This is a genomic window from Actinosynnema mirum DSM 43827 (assembly GCF_000023245.1).
GTDB classification, from domain to species: Bacteria; Actinomycetota; Actinomycetes; order Mycobacteriales; family Pseudonocardiaceae; genus Actinosynnema; species Actinosynnema mirum.
In genome coordinates, this window is sequence record NC_013093.1 from 7,024,699 (window position 1) to 7,045,589 (window position 20,891).

Annotated in this window: 26 protein-coding genes; 12 read left to right on the forward strand and 14 right to left on the reverse strand. The window is 74.3% G+C overall.

Translation table 11 applies throughout. The annotated features are described in order from the left end of the window. Positions 1-33 precede the first annotated feature (33 nt). Positions 34-1,671: a DAK2 domain-containing protein gene (locus AMIR_RS29625; protein ID WP_015804670.1), complete on the reverse strand. Its 1,638-nt coding sequence runs from the start codon at positions 1,669-1,671 to the stop codon at positions 34-36. A 147-nt stretch (positions 1,672-1,818) separates the two neighbouring features. Between AMIR_RS29625 and rpmB the strand changes: the two genes are divergently transcribed. Next, a complete protein-coding gene (rpmB, locus tag AMIR_RS29630) occupies positions 1,819-2,010 on the forward strand; it encodes a 50S ribosomal protein L28 (protein ID WP_015804671.1) in 192 nt (63 codons plus the stop codon). Positions 2,011-2,099: 89 nt separating this feature from the next. On the opposite strand, the gene AMIR_RS42945 is transcribed toward rpmB, so the two are convergent. Next, positions 2,100-2,234, reverse strand: a complete 135-nt coding sequence (locus AMIR_RS42945) for a hypothetical protein (protein ID WP_280956256.1) — start codon at positions 2,232-2,234, stop codon at positions 2,100-2,102. Then, a complete protein-coding gene (locus AMIR_RS29635; RefSeq protein WP_015804672.1) occupies positions 2,231-3,109 on the reverse strand; it encodes an NAD-dependent epimerase/dehydratase family protein in 879 nt (292 codons plus the stop codon). Before AMIR_RS29635 ends, AMIR_RS42945 begins: the two co-directional genes overlap by 4 nt. 88 nt (positions 3,110-3,197) lie before the next feature. On the opposite strand from AMIR_RS29635, the gene AMIR_RS29640 reads away from it, so the two are divergent. After that, a complete protein-coding gene (locus AMIR_RS29640; RefSeq protein ID WP_245554555.1) occupies positions 3,198-3,683 on the forward strand; it encodes a MarR family winged helix-turn-helix transcriptional regulator in 486 nt (161 codons plus the stop codon). A 96-nt stretch (positions 3,684-3,779) separates the two neighbouring features. Here the strand turns inward: AMIR_RS29640 and AMIR_RS29645 are convergent, their stop codons facing one another. Genes AMIR_RS29645 through AMIR_RS29660 form a run of 4 tightly spaced genes read right to left on the reverse strand, consistent with a single transcriptional unit; the run spans position 3,780 to position 6,516 of the window. Beyond that, positions 3,780-4,454, reverse strand: coding sequence for a uracil-DNA glycosylase (locus AMIR_RS29645; protein ID WP_015804674.1), 675 nt, complete (start codon positions 4,452-4,454; stop codon positions 3,780-3,782). 14 nt (positions 4,455-4,468) lie between these two features. Further along, on the reverse strand, positions 4,469-4,987 hold the full coding sequence (locus tag AMIR_RS29650) for a gamma carbonic anhydrase family protein (RefSeq protein ID WP_015804675.1): 519 nt from the start codon (positions 4,985-4,987) through the stop codon (positions 4,469-4,471). 22 nt (positions 4,988-5,009) lie between these two features. Next, entirely contained in the window at positions 5,010-5,525 is a 516-nt protein-coding gene (locus AMIR_RS29655; protein WP_015804676.1) for a GNAT family N-acetyltransferase, read from the reverse strand. 25 nt (positions 5,526-5,550) lie between these two features. Beyond that, entirely contained in the window at positions 5,551-6,516 is a 966-nt protein-coding gene (locus AMIR_RS29660; RefSeq protein ID WP_015804677.1) for a thiamine-phosphate kinase, read from the reverse strand. Between the two features lie 97 nt (positions 6,517-6,613). Here AMIR_RS29660 and AMIR_RS29665 point away from each other — a divergent pair, with 97 nt between their 5' ends. Further along, positions 6,614-6,847, forward strand: coding sequence for an Lrp/AsnC family transcriptional regulator (locus tag AMIR_RS29665; protein WP_015804678.1), 234 nt, complete (start codon positions 6,614-6,616; stop codon positions 6,845-6,847). 20 nt (positions 6,848-6,867) lie between these two features. Further along, complete coding sequence (locus AMIR_RS29670; protein WP_041837121.1) at positions 6,868-7,458, forward strand: DUF3515 domain-containing protein; 591 nt, start codon at positions 6,868-6,870, stop codon at positions 7,456-7,458. Between the two features lie 70 nt (positions 7,459-7,528). Here AMIR_RS29670 and AMIR_RS29675 read toward each other — a convergent pair whose 3' ends face one another. Then, positions 7,529-8,596 (reverse strand): D-alanine--D-alanine ligase family protein, encoded by a 1,068-nt coding sequence (locus AMIR_RS29675; RefSeq protein WP_015804680.1) that lies wholly within the window; start codon positions 8,594-8,596, stop codon positions 7,529-7,531. 596 nt (positions 8,597-9,192) lie between these two features. On the opposite strand from AMIR_RS29675, the gene AMIR_RS29680 reads away from it, so the two are divergent. Next, the gene (locus AMIR_RS29680) at positions 9,193-9,660 is read left to right on the forward strand and encodes a cysteine dioxygenase (protein WP_015804681.1); all 468 of its coding nucleotides are present in this window, start codon (positions 9,193-9,195) and stop codon (positions 9,658-9,660) included. Positions 9,661-9,734: 74 nt separating this feature from the next. Here the strand turns inward: AMIR_RS29680 and AMIR_RS29685 are convergent, their stop codons facing one another. Further along, positions 9,735-10,382, reverse strand: coding sequence for a pyridoxamine 5'-phosphate oxidase family protein (locus AMIR_RS29685; RefSeq protein WP_015804682.1), 648 nt, complete (start codon positions 10,380-10,382; stop codon positions 9,735-9,737). 68 nt (positions 10,383-10,450) lie between these two features. Between AMIR_RS29685 and pdxR the strand changes: the two genes are divergently transcribed. After that, positions 10,451-11,821, forward strand: coding sequence for a MocR-like pyridoxine biosynthesis transcription factor PdxR (pdxR, locus tag AMIR_RS29690; RefSeq protein ID WP_015804683.1), 1,371 nt, complete (start codon positions 10,451-10,453; stop codon positions 11,819-11,821). A 249-nt stretch (positions 11,822-12,070) separates the two neighbouring features. Next, a complete protein-coding gene (locus AMIR_RS37860; RefSeq protein WP_015804684.1) occupies positions 12,071-12,469 on the forward strand; it encodes an Imm1 family immunity protein in 399 nt (132 codons plus the stop codon). Between the two features lie 46 nt (positions 12,470-12,515). Here AMIR_RS37860 and AMIR_RS37865 read toward each other — a convergent pair whose 3' ends face one another. Both AMIR_RS37865 and AMIR_RS29700 read right to left on the reverse strand, forming a co-directional pair. Continuing rightward, positions 12,516-12,710 (reverse strand): DUF397 domain-containing protein, encoded by a 195-nt coding sequence (locus tag AMIR_RS37865; protein ID WP_015804685.1) that lies wholly within the window; start codon positions 12,708-12,710, stop codon positions 12,516-12,518. After that, complete coding sequence (locus AMIR_RS29700) at positions 12,700-13,545, reverse strand: helix-turn-helix domain-containing protein (RefSeq protein ID WP_015804686.1); 846 nt, start codon at positions 13,543-13,545, stop codon at positions 12,700-12,702. Before AMIR_RS29700 ends, AMIR_RS37865 begins: the two co-directional genes overlap by 11 nt. Positions 13,546-13,782: 237 nt before the next feature. Between AMIR_RS29700 and AMIR_RS29705 the strand changes: the two genes are divergently transcribed. Together AMIR_RS29705 and AMIR_RS36380 are read left to right on the forward strand one after the other, a co-directional pair. Further along, positions 13,783-14,256: a hypothetical protein gene (locus AMIR_RS29705; protein ID WP_015804687.1), complete on the forward strand. Its 474-nt coding sequence runs from the start codon at positions 13,783-13,785 to the stop codon at positions 14,254-14,256. 5 nt (positions 14,257-14,261) lie between these two features. Next, complete coding sequence (locus AMIR_RS36380) at positions 14,262-14,660, forward strand: hypothetical protein (RefSeq protein WP_049797001.1); 399 nt, start codon at positions 14,262-14,264, stop codon at positions 14,658-14,660. A gap of 45 nt (positions 14,661-14,705) precedes the next feature. Here AMIR_RS36380 and AMIR_RS29715 read toward each other — a convergent pair whose 3' ends face one another. From AMIR_RS29715 to AMIR_RS29725, 3 genes are read right to left on the reverse strand one after another with little or no spacing between them, the layout of a single operon-like run. Next, positions 14,706-15,833: a cystathionine gamma-lyase gene (locus AMIR_RS29715; RefSeq protein WP_015804689.1), complete on the reverse strand. Its 1,128-nt coding sequence runs from the start codon at positions 15,831-15,833 to the stop codon at positions 14,706-14,708. Next, positions 15,833-16,834: an NAD(P)H-dependent glycerol-3-phosphate dehydrogenase gene (locus AMIR_RS29720; protein WP_015804690.1), complete on the reverse strand. Its 1,002-nt coding sequence runs from the start codon at positions 16,832-16,834 to the stop codon at positions 15,833-15,835. The genes AMIR_RS29715 and AMIR_RS29720 overlap by 1 nt, the downstream gene beginning before the upstream one ends. A 1-nt stretch (position 16,835) precedes the next feature. After that, entirely contained in the window at positions 16,836-17,537 is a 702-nt protein-coding gene (locus AMIR_RS29725) for a lysophospholipid acyltransferase family protein (RefSeq protein ID WP_015804691.1), read from the reverse strand. Positions 17,538-17,618: 81 nt separating this feature from the next. Here AMIR_RS29725 and cofC point away from each other — a divergent pair, with 81 nt between their 5' ends. Genes cofC through AMIR_RS29740 form a run of 3 tightly spaced genes read left to right on the forward strand, consistent with a single transcriptional unit; the run spans position 17,619 to position 20,880 of the window. Continuing rightward, on the forward strand, positions 17,619-18,233 hold the full coding sequence (gene cofC, locus AMIR_RS29730; protein ID WP_015804692.1) for a 2-phospho-L-lactate guanylyltransferase: 615 nt from the start codon (positions 17,619-17,621) through the stop codon (positions 18,231-18,233). A gap of 41 nt (positions 18,234-18,274) precedes the next feature. Next, entirely contained in the window at positions 18,275-18,520 is a 246-nt protein-coding gene (locus AMIR_RS29735) for a hypothetical protein (RefSeq protein WP_143760951.1), read from the forward strand. Between the two features lie 59 nt (positions 18,521-18,579). Then, the gene (locus AMIR_RS29740) at positions 18,580-20,880 is read left to right on the forward strand and encodes an RNA degradosome polyphosphate kinase (RefSeq protein ID WP_041837125.1); all 2,301 of its coding nucleotides are present in this window, start codon (positions 18,580-18,582) and stop codon (positions 20,878-20,880) included. Positions 20,881-20,891 lie beyond the last annotated feature (11 nt).

Consider the following 20,891-nt stretch of genomic DNA (forward strand, 5'->3'; position numbering starts at 1 on the left):
GGGACCGACAGTCGCGTCGTGGGCACGGCGCGGCTACTCGACGCCGACCACGAGCACCGCGCCGGGCAGGCCGCCGGGGTAGACGACCAGCTCGACCTCGGGGTGCGCGACGCGCAGGTGCGCCTCCAGCGCCTCGGCCAGGCCGTCCGGGGCGTCCTCGCCGAGCAGGGCGGTGACCAGCTCGCCGCCGGGCACGAGCATCAGGTCGACCAGGTCGCGGGCCAGGCCGGTGCGGTCGCCGGGGGCGGGCTCGACGTGCACGACCTCGCCGTCCAGCAGGGCCAGCAGGTCGCCGGGCAGGCAGCGGCCGACCCAGGTGATGGCCTCCTGGACGGCGTGGCCGATCTCGCCCCTGCGGGTCGCGGCGGCGGCCTCGGCCATCGCCACCACGTCGTCGTTCGCCCTGCGGGACGCGTCGTGCACGGCGAGCGCGGCGAGCGCCTGCACCGGTGAGGTCATGGGCACGACCACCGCGTCCTGGCCGGCCGCGACGGCCTGGGAGACCGCGTCGTCCACCTCGGACCGGAGGTCGGGGACGCCGGGCAGCACCACGACGTGCCGGGCGCGGGTGCCGGTGAGCACGGCGAGCAGGTCGGCCGGGTCCAGGGCGCCCGCGACGCGCAGCACGACCGCGCCCTCGCCCTCGAACAGCTCGGCCACGCCGTCGCCGCGCACCAGGGCGACCACCGCGCGGTCGCGGGTGAAGCGGCCCGCCTGGGCGGCGACCTGGTCGGCGAAGCGGGACACGGTGATGCGGTGCGGGCGGCCCGCCTCGACGCCCGCCTCGACGGCCGCGCCGATGTCGGTGCAGTGCACGTGGACGGTCCACAGGCCGTCGCCGTCGCCGACCACGGAGACGCAGTCGCCGAGCGCGCGCAGCGCGGTCCGGAGCGCGGCGGCGGCCTCCTCCTCGGCCGACCGGTCGGACCGGTCGGCGCCCGCGCCCGCCAGGCCGTCGATCAGGTACATGACCTCGTACTCGTAGTCCGCCGAACCGGACTCGCGGGCGGTGGTGAGGGCGGCGGCCGGGCGCGGGACCCGGCTGGGCACGACGGGTTCGGGGACGTGCCCGGTCACCACGCCCGCCAGCGCGTCGAGCAGGACGACCAGGCCGCGACCGCCCGCGTCGACCACGCCCGCGCGGGCCAGGACCGCGAGCTGCCTCGGGGTCTCGGCGAGCGCGGCGGCGCTCGCGCGGGAGGCGGCGGAGGCGACCTCGCCCAGCTCGTCGCTCGGGCAGTCGCGGGCGGCCTCGGCGGCGGCGCGCAGGACGGACAGGACGGTGCCCGGCGACGGGGCCGACACCGCCTCGACGGCCAGCTCGTCGGCCCGCAGCAGCGCCTTGCGCAACGAGGCCCCGGTCGCCGTGGAGGCGGTGCCGACCGCCTCGGCCAGACCCCGCAGCACCTGGGACAGGATCACTCCGGAGTTGCCGCGCGCGCCCGCGAGCGCGCCCTTGGCGAGCGCGCTGAGCGCCGTGCCCGCGCCGCTGGGGTTGGAGCGGAGCAGCGAGTCGAGCGCGCTGCTCATGGTCTGCAGGAGGTTCGTGCCGGTGTCGCCGTCGGCGACCGGGAACACGTTGATGCGGTCGATGTCCTCGCGGTGGGCGGCCAGCGACCGCACGCAGGCATCCGCCCAGCGGCGGATCGCGGAAGCGTCGAGAGCCTGCACGCCGCGAGCCTACTTAAGCCCCGGTTTGGTGGGCCCACCCGCCACCGGCTACCCTGTCCAGGTTGCCATGCCCGGCTGAGGCTTGTGCACGCTTGCGCGCCCGCCGGGGCGTGAGTACCGCTGAGGAAACCTGAAGGAGTGGCTGACGTGGCTGCCGTGTGCGACGTCTGTGGCAAGGGGCCGGGCTTCGGCAAGTCGGTCTCGCACTCCCATCGGCGCACCAACCGCCGGTGGAACCCGAACATCCAGACCGTGCGCGCGAAGGTTTCTTCTTCGCAGCGCCAGCGGCTGAACGTGTGCACCTCGTGCCTGAAGGCGGGCAAGGTGGTGCGCGGCTGAGTGCTGCGCCCTGGATACGCGTAGAGCCCCGGACTCCTCGGAGTCCGGGGCTCAGTGCTTTTTCTGCGGGTGTTCGCGGGTGCTCGCGGTCAGGCGAGGAACTCCTCGGCCTCCGGGGAGACCACCGTGCGGCCCGCCACGGCAGGCAGGGGTGTGACCGGCTTCCACTCGCGCCAGGCGAGCGGCCTAGCGGGGAGGTCGGCGACCGGGCGCGCGTCGCTCACGCCGACGCCCACGCGGTGAAGTAGGTGTCCACGTCGGCCAGGACGCCGGTGCGGCGCGGCGTCCAGCCGAGGAGCCTGCGGGCCTTGGCGCTGGTCATCACCTCGTCCTGGTCGGCGGCCTGGTCGAGCCAACCGGCCTCGGTGATCGGCGCGAACTCGACCGGTCCGGTGTGGCCCGCGGCGCGCACGCACGCGGTGAAGACCTCCAGCGCGGTCGGGGCGTCCTCCTCGCCGACGCAGAACACCTCGCCGTCCACCTCGGCCAGGAGGTCGACGGCGGCGGTGCAGGCGTCGACCAGGTCGTCCACGTGCACCCAGGTCCACGACCTGGCGCGGTCGCCGAAGAACACCGCGCGGCCGTCGCGGCCCGCCGCGAACCAGTTGCCGCTCTGGGAGGTCCGGGCGTCGCCGCCGTAGACGAAGCCGGGACGCAGGACGGTGTGCGGCAGGCCGGTCGCGGCCAGCTCGCGCTCCAGGGCGAAGCGGAAGGCCAGCGGGCTGTCCGGGTTGCCGGGGGTGGTCTCGTCGAGCACGGGGGCGTCGACGCGGCCGTAGCTGGAGCAGCCGGTGGTGTAGACCAGGTGCGGGGAGCCGGCGTCGAGCAGCTCGGCGAACAGGGCGCGGTCCGAACCGGCCGGGTCGCCGAGGTCCATCGCCAGGTGCACGACGGCGTCGACGCCCGCCAGGTGCGCCCGGTAGCTCGCCGGGTCGCCGAGCTCGCCCGCGACGGGGATCACCTCGGCTGCGGCGAGCGCGCGGGCCCTTGGCGAGGCGGGGTCCCTGGTCAGGCCGAGGACGGTGTGGCCCGCGCGGCGCAGGGCGGGGGCGAGGCGGCTGCCGACGTAGCCGGTGGCGCCGATGACGAGGATCTTCACGGGGTTCCTTCCGGGCGATGTACTTGCGTGCGCAGGTAACTATATGCTCGCTTGCGCACGCAACCTCGGGGAGGGCAGGGTGGGCGCCGTGGGAGAGCTTCGGGAGCTGTCGGCGGACGAGGACGCGCTGTGGCGCGCGCTGGGCCGGGTCTCGCACCTGATGCCGCGCGTGCTGGACGAGGAGATGACGCGGGCGACCGGCCTGTCGATGACCGAGTACGCGGTGCTGCTGATGCTCGCGGAGGCGCCGGAGCGGCGGCTGCGGATGAGCGAGCTGGCCTCGGCGGTGGCGCTGTCCGGGAGCCGGGTGACCCGCGTCGTGGACGCGATGGTCCGGCTCGGGCTCCTGGAGAAGGAGAAGGCGCCCGACGACGGGCGGGGCGCGGTGGCGGTGCTCACCGACGCGGGGCTCGCGCGGCAGCGCGGGGGCGGCCGGGCCGCACCTGGCGATCGCGCGGCGGCGGGTGGACGGGATCGACCCGACGGACCTCGTGGCGGCGGTGCGGGTGCTGAGCGCGCTCGCCGAGCGGTCCGCGCGCTGAGGACGGTCGGGCGCCTCGCGGTCGGGCGCTGAGCGGTCAGGCGCTGAGCAGTCGGGCGCTGAGCGGTCGGGCGCAGGGAACGGTCGAGCGGCAGGCGCGGTGGGCGGTCCACCGCGCCTGCCGACCGGTTACGGCAGCTTCCAGTCCACCGGCTCGGCGCCCTGCTGCTCCAGCAGCGCGTTCACCTGGCTGAACGGCTTCGAGCCGAAGAACCCGCCCGCGGCGGACATCGGGCTCGGGTGCACGCCCTCCACGCACGGGTAAGGCTCCAGCAGCGGCCGGAGGTTGCGGGCGTTGCGGCCCCACAGCAGGCCCACCAGCGGCACACCGCGCGCGGCCAGCGCGCGCACCGCCTGCTCGGTCACCTTCTCCCAGCCCTTGTTCTGGTGGGAGTTGGAGTTGCGCGGCCGGACCGTGAGCACCCTGTTGAGCAGCAGCACGCCCTGCTCGGTCCACGGCGTCAGGTCGCCGTTGGACGGCATCGGGTGCCCGAGGTCGGCGCCCAGCTCCGCGAAGATGTTCTGCAGGCTCTTGGGGATGGGCCGGGTCTCCGGCGAGACCGAGAAGCTCAGGCCCACCGCGTGCCCCGGTGTCGGGTACGGGTCCTGACCCACGATCAGCACGCGCACGCCGTCGAACGGCTGCTTGAACGCCCGCAGCACGTTCTCCCCCGCGGGCAGGTAGGTGCGCCCCGCGGCGACCTCATCCCGGAGGAAATCCCCCATCTTGCTGATCTGGTCGGCCACCGGCGCGAGTGCCCGCGCCCAGCCCTCTTCGACGACTTCTTCCAAAGGACGTCCCACGGCGGAACCGTATCTCAGTCCAGGCGCCGGAGTTCCCGGTACGCGGCGATGTTCTGAACGTATTCGTCCACGATGAACGCGACGGCGTTGTCGGGCACCTCGTGGCCTTCGCGCACGCGCGCGGGCACGCCCAGCGCCATGGCCCGCGCGGGCACGCGGCCGTTGAACGAGACCACCGCGCCCGCGCCGACGACCGCGCCGGTCTCGACCACGCTCCCGTTGAGCACCACCGATCCCGAGGCGATCAGGCAGCGGTCGGCGATCGTCGCGCCCTCGACGTGGGCGTTGTGCCCGATGACGCACTCGGCGCCGATCGTGGTGGGGTGCTCCTCGGTGCAGTGCAGCACCGACCCGTCCTGGACGCTGGTGCGCGCGCCGACCTCGATCCGCCCGTAGTCGCCGCGCAGCACGGCCCTCGGCCACACCGAGGCGAAGGGGCCGAGGACGACGTCGCCGATGACGGTGGCGTCGGGGTGCACGTAGGCGTCGGGGTGGATGGCGGGTTCGCGGTCGCCGAGGGCGTAGATGGCCACGGGGCCACGCTACCCAGCCGGGTCAGGTCCCGTCGGCCCCCGCGACGGCCCGCGGCTCGGCGCCGCGGACCGGGGCGGGGCGCAGCTCCTTGGCGAAGCACAGGCTGTTGGGCTCGCACCGGTACACGCCGAAGTTGGGGATGCGCCGGTACCCGGCGCGGGTGTAGAGCGCGATCGCCTCGGGCTGGAGCGTGCCGGTCTCCAGGACGAGCCTGCGCCTGCCCGCCGCCGAGGCGGCCTCCTCCAGCGCGGCGAGCACCAGCCGGGCGAGTCCGCGCCCGCGCGCGGACTCCACGACGTACATGCGCTTGAGCTCCGCGTCGCCGGGGACGACCGAGTCGAACGCGGTGTCGTGCGCGCGCCACCCGCCGCAGGCGACGGGGGCGCCGTCGAGGTAGCCGACCAGGAAGTGCCCGTGCGGCGCCGCGAACTCCTCGGGGTCGACCGGGGTGATGTCCTGGTCGCCGTAGCGGTCCACGTAGACCTGCTGCAGGTCGGCGATGAGCTTCGCCGCGTCTGGATGGTCATACGCGATCATGCATAGTTCCACATGGACCAGGGTACTAGCGCCAGTGCTCCCAGCCGGGGGGTTTCTCGTACCCGCGACCGTCCACGGTGACCCCGCCACCCGGTCGGACGCTGCCGATGACCTGCCAGCCGTCCGGGATCGAGCCCTGGTCGGGGAACGTCGCGGCCAGCGCGTGGTCCTCGCCGCCGGTGAGCACCCAGTGCCGGGCGTCGGCCCCGAGCGCGGAGGCGACGTCGAGCAGCCGGGGGTGCACCTGGAGCAGCTCGGTGCGGATGTCGACGCCCACACCGGACTCGTCGGCCACGTGCCCGAGGTCGGCCAGCAGCCCGTCCGAGACGTCGATCATCGAGGTGGCCCCGGCCGCCGCCGCCTGCGGTCCCGCCGGGTAGGGGGGTTCGGGGTTCCGCTGCGCGCCGACCACCGCGACCGGCGAGCGGAAGCCCCTGCCGAGCACGGCGAGGCCCGCCGCCGCCCAGCCGAGCCTGCCGCAGACCGCGACGAGGTCGCCGACCCGCGCGCCCGAGCGGGTCACGGGTTCTAGCCCACCCATGTCCCCCAGCGCAGTAACGGAGATCACCAGCGTCGCGGAGCTGGTCATGTCGCCGCCGACGACGCCCGCGCCCGCGACCGCCGCCTCCTGCCACAGGCCGCTCGTGATGCCCTCCACGAGGGCGGTCGGGGTGTCCGCCGGACAGGCGATCCCGATCAGCAGCGCGGTGGGCTTCGCGCCCATCGCGCACACGTCGGAGAGGTTCACCGCGGCGGCCTTCCTGCCCACCTGCTCGGGGGAGGACCAGTCGAGTCTGAAGTGGACGCCGTCGACCAGCACGTCGGTCGACACCACCACGCGGCCGTCGGAGACGGCGACGACGGCCGCGTCGTCACCGGGCCCGAGGAGCGTGGTGGGTGGCTGGGTCCGGCCCGCCGTCACTCGGCGGATGAGACCGAACTCACCCACTTCAGCGACCGTATCCGCGTGGGGCGGCGGCTCCGGACGCACGATTGCCTCCCGTTCTGAGCATTCGGAACCCCGACTGGGGTACGTTGCTGACCACGTTCCTACCCCGACCTAACCTTGCACGACGAAGGGGCACGCCGTGGTGCACGCATACATCCTCATCCAGACCGAGGTCGGGAAGGCCGCCGCGGTGGCGGCTGAGATCTCCGGAATGCCCGGCGTGGTCACCGCCGAGGACGTCACCGGTCCGTACGACGTGGTCGTCCGCGCCGAGGGCGAGACCATGGACGAGCTCGGCGAGCTGGTGATCACGAAGGTCCAGGCCGTCGACGGCATCACCCGAACCCTGACCTGCCCGGTGGTGCGCGTCTAGCCGCGTGCTGTCATAGCCGCGTGGCTCAGGAACCGGAACCGACACCCGCGCTGCCCCGTCCGCTGCTCGTGGTGGCCGTCGGGCTGCCCGCGCTGCTCGCCGCAGGCGTCGCGGCGGCGGGGCTGTTCTTCGGCGCGGGGGTGAAGGACGACCCGGTGGCGGACACCACCGCGCCGGACCGGAGCGGGCCGCTGGCGCTCGTGCCGGTGCCCGCAGCGGCCGCCGGGTCCGACGAGTGCGCGGCGCTGCTGAGCGGGCTGCCGATGAAGCTGGTGTCCAACGGGGTCACGCTGCCCCGGCGCGAGCTCGCCAACCCCGCGCCCGCCGGCGCGGTGGCGTGGGGCGACGCGGAGCACGACCCGGTGGTGCTGCGGTGCGGGCTGGACCGGCCCGCCGAGCTGAAGCCGGACTCGCAGCTGCGGTCGATCTCGGACGTGCAGTGGATCGAGGTGTCCGAGGGCGGGTCGACGACGTGGTTCGTCGTGGACCGGCCGGTGTACGTGGCGCTGACCGTGCCGTCCGACTCGGGGACGGGGCCGCTGCAGGACGTGTCGACGACGGTGCGGGACTCGTTGGCCGCGCGGCAGGTGGACGCGGTCGGGCCGAGCTGATCTGGTTCCCCGGCCTGATCGGGTCCCCGGCGCGGGCCGGGGTGGTCCCCGGCCCGGCCGGGCAGGCGGGTCAGCGCAGGCCGGTGCCGCGCGCGATCGCGGTCTCCACGAGGGTGGTCAGCAGGTCGCGGTAGCTGGTGCCGGTGACCTCCCACATGCGCGGGTACATCGAGATGGGCGTGAAGCCCGGCATCGTGTTGATCTCGTTGACGACCAGGCCGCCGTCCTCGGTGACGAAGAAGTCGACGCGGGCCAGGCCCTGGCAGTCCAGCGCGCGGAACGCCTCGACGGCCAGCGCGCGCAGCCGCTCGGTGGTGTCGTCCGCCAGCTTCGCGGGGATGTCGAACTCGCAGACGTCGTCCAGGTACTTGGCGTCGAAGTCGTACCAGTCGACGCCGCCGCCGACCACGCGCAGCTCGGCGGGCAGCGAGGCCTCGACGCGGCCGTCGGGCAGTTCCAGCACGCCGCACTCGACCTCGCGGCCGGTGACGGCGGCCTCGATGATGACCTTGGGGTCGGTCTGGCGGGCGAACGCGATGGCGGCGTCCAGGTCGGCCCAGTCGGTGACCTTGGTGATGCCGACCGAGGAGCCCGCGCGGGCGGGCTTGACGAACAGCGGCAGGCCGAGGCGGTCGCGGTCGGCCTCGCTCAGCGTGGCCTGGTCGCGGCGCAGCACGGCGAAGCTGCCGACCTCGAGGCCCGCGGCGCGCAGGATGGTCTTGGTGAACTCCTTGTCCATCGCCGCCGCGCTGGCGAGGACGCCGGGGCCGACGTAGGGCAGGTCGGCGAGCTCCAGGAGGCCCTGGACGGTGCCGTCCTCGCCCCAGGCGCCGTGCAGCAGCGGGAAGACGACGTCGACGCCGTCGAGCGCGGAGTCGGGGCTGACGGTGGTCAGCTCTCCGCCGGAGACGGGCACGAGCGCGTCGACCGTGGGCATCTGCCGGTCGCGGATCTCCAGCGCGGCGAGGTCGCCGGAACCGACGACCCAGGCCCCCTGCCGGGTGATGCCCACGGGGACGACCTCGAACCGCTCGCGGTCCAGGTGGGCGAGGACACTGCCTGCGGAAACGCAGGAGACGGTGTGCTCGCTGCTGCGCCCGCCGAACACCACGGCGACCTTGGTCTTGCGCTGAGTCATGCGCGGACCTTACCCGGATGGCGTACGGGGTCAGCCTGCCAGCGGACGGAGAGTCGTTCCCGTCACGTTCGGGCAACCTGAAGCCTATTCGTGTTTTTTCGGCCCGGTGATCGGGAGGTCCGCGCAGGCCGGGACGGGGTGGGCGAGCGGGGCGGTCCGGGTGGGTGGCGCGGGTCGGGGACGGGAGTCGGAACCCGGTCGGGCGCGCGGTGGGGTGGGTGAGCGCGGAACGGGGTGTGACACGTCATTCGGATGGTGGTCATCCGTTCGAGCCGGGTCCGGCGGACCGCTCCCCCGGCGCGCCCGCGCCCGTCCGCGGGGCCGATCTTCACCCCTCCGGGAGCTCAAGTTCCGCCGCGTCCCAGCCGCCCCCCGCACCTCGGTCCACGGGCTGGGACGGGCTTGCCGCTCGGGGCCGCGCGCTGCCACCCTCGTCGACATGTCCTTCCGCGCCATGATCGACGGGCGGGGTCACATCGACCTCGGCCTGGTCGCCAGCGCGCTCTGTTCTCCTCGGTGATCGTCCCGCCCGTCCTCGGCCGCTGACCGCTTCGCCCGGTCGCGCCGCTCGTGCACCGAACTCCCGAGAAGGAACCATGTTCGCCGTTCCGGAGAACACGATCGCCCTGCCCGAGACCCGCGTCGTGCCGCACCCCGTGCGCGTCGCGCTCGCCTTCGCCGCCCGCCGCGAGCGGTGGGCCCACCTGCTCCGCTACGACCCCGACCACCGGTTCGCCACCCTCGTCGAGGGCTCCGGCGACCAGGAGGTGTGGCTGATGAGCTGGCTGCCCGGCCAGCGCACCGACCTGCACGACCACGGGCTGACCTCCGGCGCGTTCACCGTGGTGAGCGGCTCGCTCACCGAGGTGGTCGGCTCCGGCGCGAGCCAGGCGCTGCACCACCTGCGCGCGGGCCAGTCCCGCGTGTTCGGCCCGGACTACGCGCACCAGGTGCGCAACGACGGGACCGACCCGGCGGTCACGCTGCACGTGTACCGCGACGGCGGCCGGACCATGCGCCCGGTCCGCTACACCCCGATCCCGGAAACCCCCGCGACCTCCTGACGACCTCCTGACGACCGACGCGGACCGCCCCCGACCGGATCACCGGTCGGGGGCGGTCCGCGCTCGGCGCCGGGTCAGGCGCGCTTGGCCACGTGCTCGGGCACCTCGAACCCCTCGGGCAGCTGCGGGCACGGCTCCGGCTCGCCCCAGGACGTCGTCAGCGGCAGCACGCCCGCCCACACCAGGCCCGCCTCGACGTCCTCCGGCTCGTCCCCCGGCGGGCCGGTGCGGATCTTCACCGACGCCTCCGCCAGGTCGACCGCGAGCACCCGCGTCGCCGACAGCTCCTTGCGGTTGGGCTCGCGCACCACGTCCCACGAGCCGGGGGCCAGGTGCTCGGTCAGCACGCGCAGCCCGTGCAGCTTGCGCTCCGGGTCGTCCACCTGCACCGCCGTGCCGTGGACGACCGCGCTGCGGTAGTTCATCGAGAAGTCGAACGCCGAGCGCGAGTAGACGACGCCGTCCAGGAGCGTCACCGCCACGCACACCGGCACCCCCTCGGCCGCCTCGCGCAGCGAGCGGGCCCCGGTGGAGCCGTGCAGGTACAGGGTGTCGCCGTCGCGGCCGTAGCCGGTGGGGAGCACGAGCGGGGCGCCGTCCACCACGACGGCGAGGTGGCAGACCAGTCCCGCGTCCAGCACGGCGTGCAACGCGTCCCGCTCGGGCACGGACCGCTTCGCGCCCCGCTTGATGGTGCTGCGGGGAGTGGTTTCCAGCGTCATGCCGCTTATGATCGGCAGGAAGTGGCACCCTCTCAAGTGCCAATCGGACGATATCGAGGGATGCCACTTTGGCCGTGTCGGACCTGCCGCTGTCCCTGGACCGCTCCTCGCCCGAGCCGCTGGCCGCGCAGCTCGCGGACGCCCTGCGCGCGGCGGCGGCGGACGGCAGCCTGCGCAGCGGCGACCGGTTGCCGTCGACGCGGGCGCTGGCGAAGGAGCTGGCGGTGAGCCGCACGGTGACGAGCGCGGCCTACGAGCAGCTGCACGCGGAGGGCTGGATCGCCGGGCGGCACGGGTCGGGCACGTACGTGACGACGACGCCGCCGGGGGCGCCGGGGACCGCGACGCGGTTCACCGAGCAGCCGCCGCGCGAGCTGGTGGACCTGGCGCCGGGGTCGCCGTGGGGCGGCGGGTTGGAGCGGGCGGCGTGGCGGCGGGCGTGGCGGGCGGCGGCGGACGCCCCGCCGCTGCTGCGCCCGCACCGGGCCGGGCTGCCGGAGTACCGGGCGGCGGTGGCCGAGCACCTGCTGCGGCACCGGGGGCTGGCGGTCCGGGGCGGTCCGCGCGCGGACCTGGTGCTGGCCACCGGCGGGACCACGGCGGCGCTGTTCGAGATCGGCCTGGCGGTGCTGTCGCCGGGGGACGCGGTGGCCGTGGAGGAACCGGGCTACCAGCGGGCCGTGGGGGCGCTGCGCGCGCTGGGCCTGCGCGTGGTGCCCGCGCCGGTGGACGGCGAGGGGATGCTCGTGGACGCCGTGCCGGACGGGGTGCGCGCGGTGTACTGCTCCCCCGCGCACCAGTACCCGCTCGGCGGCCGGATGTCGGCGGGGCGGCGGGTGGCGCTGGTGGAGCGGGCGCGGCGGGACGGCTGGCTGGTGCTGGAGGACGACTACGACGGCGAGCTGCGCTACGACGTGTCCCCGCTCCCGCTGCTGGCCGCGCTGGCGCCGGACGTGGTCGTGCACCTCGGGACGACCAGCAAGATCCTCACGCCGACCCTGGGCGCCGGCTGGTCGGTGGCGCCGCGCGCGGTCGCGGAGGCGGTGCTGGAGCACCGGGCCAGGACCGGCACGAGCCCGGCGGCGGCGGGGCAGCGGGTGCTGGTGGAACTGGCGCGCACCGGGGATCTCGGGCGGCACTTGCGGCGGCTGCGGCGGGAGTTCGCGGAGCGGCGGGGGTTGGTCGTGGGCGCGCTGGGGTCGGCGGGGCTGGCGGTGCTGGGGGACGACGCGGGGGCGCACGTGGTGGTGCCGGTGGCGTCGGCGGAGGAGGAGCGGCGGGTGCTGGCGGAGGCGGAGCGGCGGGGGCTGCGGCTGGACGGGCTGGAGCGGCACCACGCGGGGGTGCCGGTGGTGCACGGGGTGGCGATCGGGTACGGGGCTTGCACTCGGGAGCAGTTGGAGGCGGCGCTGCCGGTGGTGGTGGGGTTGCTGGGCTGAGTGCCTGCCCGGAGTTGCCGGGGGTGGGGTGGCGTCCAGAACGGGCTGCCTCGACCGGGCGACGCGGTGGCGCGGCTTGAGGCGGTGCGCGCCAGGCCGCTCGGCGAGGTGGGGGTGCTGGGCTCGACGATTCCGGTCGACTACCCGGCGGGCCACATCGAACGCCTTCGCGAATCCCTGCCACCTCCCGTGCCGAGGGGGAAGCGGGACGCGCACCCGCGTCCGGTGCACCGGAGGAGCAGGGCCTTGGTGGCGCTGAAAGCCTGGCACGACGACGAATCGGACGAGCCGGCGATCGTCGGGACGCCCGAGGAGCTGGACCGCGTGCTGGACGTGGCGGTCGGGTGGGGGTGGCGCGCCATCGTGGAGCTGTTCGTGGTGGGCAGCCCGAAACGCGCGATCTTCGGCGTCGGCGTCCACGGGAGAGCCGGGGTCGGGATGCTCTGCTACTCGGACGCCCGCGGCAAGTGGCGCACACTCGGTGGCGAGGCGGTGACCGGACAGATCTTGTACTGCTACATGAACGCGGACACCGAGTTCACGGCGGACTGCGAGATCCCGCTGGACCTGGTGCGACAGGCAGCGCACGAGTACATGAGCAGCGGTGGCGCACGGCCGACCGTGGTCGACTGGCAGCCCTTGAGGTGAACGCCTCTCCCGGCGACGCAGCCGCCGGGAGAGGCGTCGTCAGGGATCAGCCCTGCTGGATGGTGGACAGGAACTTGCGCCAGGCGGCGCCGTCGAACGACAGCGCGCCCGCCTGCGGGGCCTTGCTGTCGCGCACCTCGCGCGCCGCCTCGGACGTGCAGCGCAGTTCGACGCACTGCGCGCCGCTGCCGCTGCGAGCGGACTTCCGCCAAGAACCGGTGTACCGGACTTCAGAGTTCATTGACCCGACTTTCTAGTAGTGCGCGGCTGTCGCTTTCGGACAGCGCCCGCCGTTGCGCGTCGTCGTAGGCGACGACGTACGGGTGGGTGGTCTTCATGTAGTCCGCGCCGGTGATGTTCTCCGCGTAGGCCAGGTGCACGTTCGCGGGTTCGATCCACAGGAGCGTGAACGGGCAGCTCAGCGCCGTGGAGCTGCCCGCGCTGAACGGGAAGACGCGCAGGGAGAAGTGCGGCAGGTCGGCGAACATGAGCAGCCGCCGCAGCTGGGCGCGCATGACCGCCCGGCCGCCCACCATGCGGTGCAGGGCCTCCTCCCCGATGACGAGCGACACCCGGCGCGGCTTGCCGGTGGCCTTCACCACCTCCTCCGCGAGCAGGTCGCCCCGCCTCTCCCGCACCTCCGCCCAGCTCGTGAGGTCGCTCGGCCGCACGATCGGCGAGTTCATGAACTGCGCCCGCGCGTACGCGGCGGTCTGCAACGCGCCGGGCACCTCCGGGTAGGCCATGCGCAGCTCGGTCGCGGCCCGTTCTATGGCGACGTACTGCCGCCCGTGGTCGGTCACCCGCTCGGGCGCCGCCCGCCTCCTCGCCTCCTTGCCCAGTCGCCGGAACTCCTCCGCCTCGGGGCCGAGGAGCCCGTAGAGGACGATCTTCCGCTCGGTCGCCGTCTCCGAGTCGGCGACCAGCCCCGCCTCGCACTTCGACAGGGCGACGCGCTTGATGTCGAGCTTCTCGCAGGTGGCGACCGGCTCCAGGTTGGCGGTTTCGCGGTACTCCCGCGCTCGCACTCCGTAGATCAGCCGCTGCACCACCGGACCGGGGTCGCGCTCCTCCATGGCCGTGATTGTGCACCACCGGATGTACTGGTTCCGTCACCGACTCGCTACTCAGAGTGATTCCTAGTTTTTCTGAATCACTCGTGCGCCTGACCCTGATCTGGATTTTCCAGATTAGAGTGTGCTCAGCCATCTGGCTGCGCGCGCACAACAACTGTTGTGTGGGCACATCATAGCGCGGGGGCGCCACCGGGGCGGAGATCGGGCCTGGTGGCGGGCGCGACGGGGGAGGGTCGGATGCACGGTGCGGGTCCGTTCGACGCGCTGGTCGCGGAGGCGGTAGCGGCGGGGTTCGCGTCCGCCTTCTGGCCGAGCCGCGCCGCCCCGAGGTCCGTGGCCTACCTGCGCCGACGGGACCGGGCCTACGACGTTGCGGTGATCCGCGACCCGGTCACGGCGGTCGCCTACCGGGCGCCGTCGCCGCCCATGGGCAACCCGTTCGCCGCGCAGCCGGTCACGTGGTCCGCCGTCGGGCCTGCCGCTGACGTGCTGCGCGCGGTGCTGCGTTTGCCCGGCCCCGGCGACGGGCCGCCGACGCCGGACGCAGTAGCGGAGATGCCGGCCCAGGCGGTGGTCCTCGCCCTGCCCTACTACGCGCTGTGGGCGGCGCGCGATGCGGAAAAACCCACTCTGACGGGTGAGGCGATTCCGCTGATTACCACCCGAAAGAGCGACGACCCAAGCACGGCAGCCAGCACTGGGAAGGTGTGACCCCCTTGTCCGAGCAGCAGCACCCCGACGGTCCCGAGAGCACCGGCAACGGGAACACCGGCCCCGAGGACCCCGGCACCGAGAGCACAGCCTCCGCCTTCCGGCGGTGGATGGCGCGGGAGGCGCGGGAGCAGGCGCCCCGGCCGTTCGCCGTCGTCTACGAGATCGGCGACCGGGAGGACTGCGAGGTCGCCGCCTACGGCCTGGCGTTCCCCGACCGCGCCGAGACCACCGCCGTGGACGACGGCCACCACACCCGCTCCGGGAGCGTCGAGCACGCGCTCGCGCTCTACGCCCGGTTCGCCGCCGCCGAGAACCTGCGCGCGCACCTGGTGTGGCTGGACGGGGACACCGGTGGCGGAACCGTCGCGCACGACCTCGCGACCAGTCCCCGGAACGCCTAGGGGCGCGCACGAACACCATGCGCGCCCCCGGCGGGAAGACCCGCCCTACCCCAGCGCGTTCAGCACGTCGGCGACCAGGTCCTCGGTGCTCTCGCACCCGGCGGACAGCCGGATCAGCCCCTCCGGCACCGGGTCGCCCCACTGCGCGCGCCGGTCGGCGGTGGTGTGCAGCCCGCCGAAGCTCGTGCTGGCCGCGACCAGCTCGGACCGCTCCAGGAACCGCGCCACCGCCGCCTCGTCGGCGAGCACGAGCACCAGCACCCCGCCGAACCGCCGCATCTGCCGCGCGGCGACCTCGTGCGCGGGGTCGCCGACCGCGCCCGGCCAGCGCAGCCCGGTCACCGCCGGGTGCCCCGACAGCGCCGCGTGCAGCGCCGCCGCGTTCGCCGCCTGCCGCTCCAGCCGCAGGTCCAGCGTCCCGAGCCCGCGGTGCGCGAGCCACGTCTCGAACGGGCCGGGGATGGCCCCGCCGGTCGTGCGCGCGGCCCTGATCCGCTCGGCGAGCGCGGGGTCCGCCGTGGACACGTGCCCGAGCAGCACGTCGCTGTGCCCGGCCACCGCCTTGGTGTCGCTGGCCACCACGACGTCCGCGCCCAGCTCCAGTGGCCGCTGCCCGAGCGGGGTCGCCGTGGTGTTGTCCACGGCGACGAGCGCGCCGCACGCGTGCGCCGCCTCGGCCAGCGCGGCGATGTCGCACACGTCCAGACCGGGGTTGGACGGCGATTCCAGCAGCACCAGCCGCACGCCCTCGAACGACGGGTACGGCCCGGCCGTGGGGACCTCGCGCACCTCGACCCGCAGCTCGGCGGCGAGCGTCCTGGTCAGGTAGTAGCCGTCGGACGGCACCACGAGCACGTCGCCGGGCGCGAGGACGGTGCGCAGCAGCGCCGAGATCGCGGCCATGCCGGACGGGAACAGCACGCACTCGCCGCCGTCCAACCCGCCCAGCGCGGCCTCCAGCGCGCGCCAGGTCGGGTTGTGCGCGCGCCCGTACGTGTCGTCGCCGCCCAGCCGGTAGGGCGCGGCGAGGACCGGTCCGGCCAGGAACGGCTCGCCCGGCGCGACGGCGGCGCTGTGCACCACCCGCGTCCCGTCGCCCCACCCCGCCGCACCAGACTCCCCGGCCCCGAACTCCCCAGCGCCGGACTCCCCAGCGCCACCCGGTGTGCCCATCAGCGCTCCGCCTTCGTCTCGCGGCCGAGCAGCGCGGCGGTCAGGACCCTCGGGTCCAGCCCGTCGTGGCACACCCGGCGCACCCCGTCGGTGATGGGCATGTCGACGCCGACCCGCGCCGCCAGCGCGTGGATCGACGTGCACGACTTCACGCCCTCGGCGACCTGCCCGTGCGCGGCCTCCTGGGCCTGCGCGAGCGTGTCGCCGCGCCCCAGCCTCTCCCCGAACGTGCGGTTGCGCGACAGCGGGGACGCGCAGGTGGCCACCAGGTCGCCGAGCCCGGCCAGTCCCGCGAGGGTGAGCGGGTCGGCGCCCAGCGCGGCGCCGAGGCGGGCGGTCTCCGCGAGGCCCCTGGTGATGATGGACGCCATCGTGTTGTCGCCGAACCCGAGCCCGGCGGCCATGCCGCAGGCCAGCGCGATGACGTTCTTGCACGCCCCGCCCAGCTCGCAGCCGACGACGTCGGTGTTGGTGTACGGCCGGAAGTACGGGTTCGTGCAGGCGCGCTGGAGCTCGACGGCCCGGTCGTGGTCGGTGCAGGCGATGACCGTCGCGGTGGGCTGCTCGGCGCCGATCTCGCGCGCCAGGTTCGGCCCGGACACCACGGCGACCCGGTCCTCGGGCACGTCCGCGACCTCGCGCACCACCTCGCTCATCCGCTTGAGCGTGCCCAGCTCGACGCCCTTGGCCAGGCTGACCAGCGTGGAGTCCGGCGGCAGCGCGGGTCGCCACGCGGCCAGGTTCTCCCGCAGGGTCTGGCTGGGCACGGCCAGCACCACGGCCCGCGCGCCGTCCAGGGCCTGCTCGGCGGACGCGGTGGCGGTGAGGTTGTCGGGCAGCCGCACGCCCGGCAGGTACCCGGAGTTGACCCGGCTGGTGCTGATCTCGTCCGCGACCGTGTCCCGGCGCGCCCACAGCGCGGTGGGGGTGCCGGAGTCGGCGAGCACCTTCGCGAACGCGGTGCCCCACGACCCGGCGCCCAGCACGGCGACGCGGTCCACGTCAGGCCTTCCTGGAGTGGTAGAAGCCCTCGGGCGCCTGCTCGTCGCGGACCTGGCCGAGCAGGTCCTTGACCTGGTGCATGATCAGGTCGGTGACCTGGCGCAGCTGCGGCAGGTCGTGCGGCCTGGCGCGGAACGCGGCGAGGTCGACCGGGTCGCCGAACCGGGTCACCACGGACTTGCGCGGGAACGGGCGGAAGCGCTTGCGGTAGTGGTCGTAGATGTCCCTGGTGCCCCAGCGCGCGGCCGGGATGACCGGCACGTCGTGCTCCAGCGCGAGGCGGGCGATGCCCGTGCGGGAGTGCATCGGCCAGCCCGCGGGGTCGCGGGTGATGGTGCCCTCCGGGTAGATGACGACCACGTGCCCCGCCTCCAGGGCCTCGTGGGCGGCGCGCAGCGACTGCTGGGCGTCGGTGCTGCCCCGGTAGACCGGGATCTGGCCGGTGCCGCGCAGGATCGATCCCACGACGGGGATGTTCCACAGGCTGTGCTTGGCCAGGAAGTGCGGGTGCCTGCCCTGCTTGTGCACCAGGACCGCGTCGTACACCGGGTCCAGGTGGGACACGTGGTTCATCACGAGCAGCACGCCGCCCTCGCTCGGCAGGCCGGGTCCCTCGATGCGCCTGCCTCCCAGCAGCGCGCCTGCGGGGTAGAGCACGGTCGCGCCGACCCCCACCCAGAAGCCGCCCTTCTCCTTGGCCACTTGCTCCCCTCTCGGTCGTCGGACCCCGGTGCTCCCCGGAGGGCGCCGCCGGGTCCAGCGGGCATCGGGGAGTATGGCGGTGTGCGAGCGGACGTCGACCTGGTGGTGCCGGTGAAGAGCCTCGACCGGGCCAAGACGCGGTTGGATGCGGGGACCGGCCGGAGGGCGCTGGCGCTGGCGTTCGCCCTGGACCTGGTGGGTGTGGCGCGGCGGGTGGCGCGGTCGGTGCTGGTGGTGACGGCGGACCCGGTGGTCGCGGGCGAGCTGGCGGCGGCCGGGGTGGAGACGGCGGTGGGCCCGGACGGGCTGAACCCGGCGCTGCGCTTCGGCGCGGCGGTGCTGCGGGGGCGCGACCCCCGGTCGGTGGTGGGCGCGCTGCAGGCCGACCTGCCGGCGCTGCGCGAGGTGGAGCTGCGGGCGGCCGTGGTGGAGGCGGGGGGCGAGCGGGCGTTCTGCGCGGACCGGCAGGGCACGGGGACGACGCTGCTGCTGTCGGCGGCGGGGCGCGACCTGGAGCCGGCGTTCGGCGGCCCGTCGGCGGCGGCGCACCGGGGCGGCGGGGCGCGGGAGCTGCTGGGCGACTGGCCGACGCTGCGGTGCGATGTGGACACGCTGGAGGACCTGGCGCTGGCGGCCGGGTACGGGCTGGGGGCGCGGAGCGCGCAGGCGTGGGCGCGGGTGCGGGTCGCGGGGTGAGAGCGCGGGGTGCGGCGGGGGTGGTGGGCTACCTTCGGCCCGTGCCAGAGCAGACCGGGCCCGGCGCGCCGTCGCCCGAACGCCCCGAACCCCGCCCCGAGCAGGCCACCGTCAGCCGCAGCCTCCCCGACGGCTCCGCCGAGGTCCTGCGCGACGACGGCGTCCTCGTGCCCGTCCCCTCCCCCGCCGTCGGCGCGGGCGGCTGGCGGGCGCTGCGCCCCGGTCAGCGGGTGACGGTGCGGAGGGACGCGTCGGGTCGCGTCGTCGCCCTGCTCCGCCCGGTGTGACCCGGAGTTCACCTCCCGGACGACTCGGATCAGCGCGGGCGGCCCCCATCTGGGGAACAATGCAGAGCGTGAGCACGGAGAACAGCGACCAGCAGCCGACTCCGAAGCGGCGGACACGATCCCCGCGGACGAGTCCCACCACCGGCGCCGCCGCGAGCCGCTCGGCGGCCTCGGGCGCCGCCCCGCGCAGGCGACCGCGCCCGGCGACCCGGCGCAGCTCGGTGCAGCAGGTCGCCCCGCCGCCGGACGCTCCGCGCATCATCCCCGGATCGCCGCCCGCCGCGACCAACGACCTCACCACGGTCGACCTGCCCGACGACCGCTACTTCAACCGCGAGCTGTCCTGGTTGGACTTCAACGCCCGCGTGCTCGCGCTCGCCGAGGACTCGTCCCAGCCGCTGCTGGAGCGCGCCAAGTTCCTGGCCATCTTCGCCTCGAACCTGGACGAGTTCTACATGGTCAGGGTCGCCGGGCTGAAGCGCCGCCAGGAGACCGGGCTGTCCGTGCGCAGCGCCGACGGCCTGAGCCCCAGCGAGCAGCTGAACAGCATCTACAAGCGCGCCCAGGAGCTGGTGGAGCAGCACGCGCGCGCGTTCCTGGACCACGTGGGCCCGGAGCTGGAGAAGCACGCGATCAGCATCGTGTCGTGGGCGCAGGTCACCGACTTCGAGCGGCTGCGGCTGTCGAACTACTTCACCGAGCAGGTGTTCCCGGTGCTCACGCCGCTGGCGGTGGACGCGGCGCACCCGTTCCCGTACATCTCCGGGCTGTCGCTGAACCTGGCCGTCATGGTGCGGGACCCCGAGGGCGGCATGGACCGGTTCGCCCGCATCAAGGTGCCGGACAACGTGCCGCGCCTGGTCCGCGTCGAGTCCGACCGGGCCAGCTCCAGCGCCACGTTCCTGCCCGTCGAGGAGCTCATCGCCGCGCACCTGGGCGACCTGTTCGCGGGCATGACGGTGCGGGAGTGCCACGCCTTCCGGGTGACGCGCAACGCGGACCTGGAGGTCGAGGAGGACCGGCACGAGGACCTGCTGCTGGCGCTGGAGAAGGAGCTGGCCCGCCGCCGGTTCGGCCCGCCGGTGCGCCTGGAGGTCGCGGGCGACATGACCGAGCACATGCTGGAGCGCCTGCTGCGCGAGATGGAGGTCGACGAGCAGGACGTCGTGCAGGTGCCCGGCCTGCTGGACCTGTCGTGCCTGTGGCAGCTGTACGGCCTCGACCGCAAGCAGCTCAAGGACCGGCCGTTCGTGCCGTCCACGCACCCGGCGTTCGTGGAGCGGGAGACGCCCAAGAGCATCTTCGCGACGCTGCGCGAGGGCGACGTGCTGGTGCACCACCCGTACGACTCGTTCTCCACGAGCGTGCAGCGCTTCATCGAGCAGGCCGCCGCCGACCCGCACGTGCTGGCCATCAAGCAGACCCTCTACCGCACCTCCGGCGACTCCCCGATCGTGGACGCGCTGATCGACGCGGCCGAGGCGGGCAAGCAGGTCGTGGCGCTGGTGGAGATCAAGGCGCGCTTCGACGAGCAGGCGAACATCAAGTGGGCGCGGGCGCTGGAGAAGGCGGGCGTGCACGTCGTCTACGGCCTGGTGGGGCTCAAGACGCACTGCAAGACCTCGCTGGTGGTGCGCCAGGAGGGCTCGACGATCCGCCGCTACTGCCACATCGGCACCGGCAACTACAACCCGAAGACGGCCCGGCTGTACGAGGACGTCGGCATCCTCACCGCCGAGCCCACGATCGGCTCGGACCTGACGGACCTGTTCAACGTGCTGACCGGCTACGCCAGGCAGGACCACTACCGCACGCTCATGGTGGCCCCGTACGGCGTGCGGCGCGGCATCGTGGAGCGGATCGACCGGGAGATCGAGCACGCGCGGGCGGGCCGCCCGTCCGGTGTGATGATCAAGGTGAACTCCCTCGTGGACGAGGAGGTCGTCGACTCGCTCTACCGGGCGTCGATGGCCGGTGTGCCGGTGGACGTGCTCGTGCGCGGGGTGTGCGCGCTCAAGCCGGGCGTGCCGGGGCTGAGCGAGAACATCCGGGTGCGCTCGATCCTGGGCCGGTTCCTGGAGCACTCGCGGTTGTTCCACTTCACCGGCTGCGGCGAGCACTGGATCGGCAGCGCGGACATGATGCACCGCAACCTGGACCGCAGGGTCGAGGTGCTGGTGCGGGTGACCGATCCGAGGCTGACCGGGCAGCTGGAGGCGGTGGTGGAGTCCGCGCTGGAGCCCACCACGCGCTGCTGGGTGCTCCAGCCGGACGGCGAGTGGGAGGCGTCCCCCGCCGACGGCGGCCGGGTGCGCGACCACCAGACCGAGCTGCTCCGCAAGCACGACGCGCTGGGGTGAGCCGTGGCTGA

Excerpts from the sequence above, each read along its gene's own strand:
- AMIR_RS29655 (WP_015804676.1), bottom strand. The coding sequence starts at position 5,525 with ATGATCGCGTATGACCATCCAGACGCGGCGAAGCTCATCGCCGACCTG.
- AMIR_RS29675 (WP_015804680.1), bottom strand. The coding sequence starts at position 8,596 with ATGACTCAGCGCAAGACCAAGGTCGCCGTGGTGTTCGGCGGGCGCAGC.
- AMIR_RS29680 (WP_015804681.1), top strand. The coding sequence starts at position 9,193 with ATGTTCGCCGTTCCGGAGAACACGATCGCCCTGCCCGAGACCCGCGTC.
- AMIR_RS29685 (WP_015804682.1), bottom strand. The coding sequence starts at position 10,382 with ATGACGCTGGAAACCACTCCCCGCAGCACCATCAAGCGGGGCGCGAAG.
- AMIR_RS37865 (WP_015804685.1), bottom strand. The coding sequence starts at position 12,710 with ATGAACTCTGAAGTCCGGTACACCGGTTCTTGGCGGAAGTCCGCTCGC.
- AMIR_RS29700 (WP_015804686.1), bottom strand. The coding sequence starts at position 13,545 with ATGGAGGAGCGCGACCCCGGTCCGGTGGTGCAGCGGCTGATCTACGGA.
- AMIR_RS29705 (WP_015804687.1), top strand. The coding sequence starts at position 13,783 with ATGCACGGTGCGGGTCCGTTCGACGCGCTGGTCGCGGAGGCGGTAGCG.
- AMIR_RS29715 (WP_015804689.1), bottom strand. The coding sequence starts at position 15,833 with ATGGGCACACCGGGTGGCGCTGGGGAGTCCGGCGCTGGGGAGTTCGGG.
- AMIR_RS29740 (WP_041837125.1), top strand. The coding sequence starts at position 18,580 with ATGCAGAGCGTGAGCACGGAGAACAGCGACCAGCAGCCGACTCCGAAG.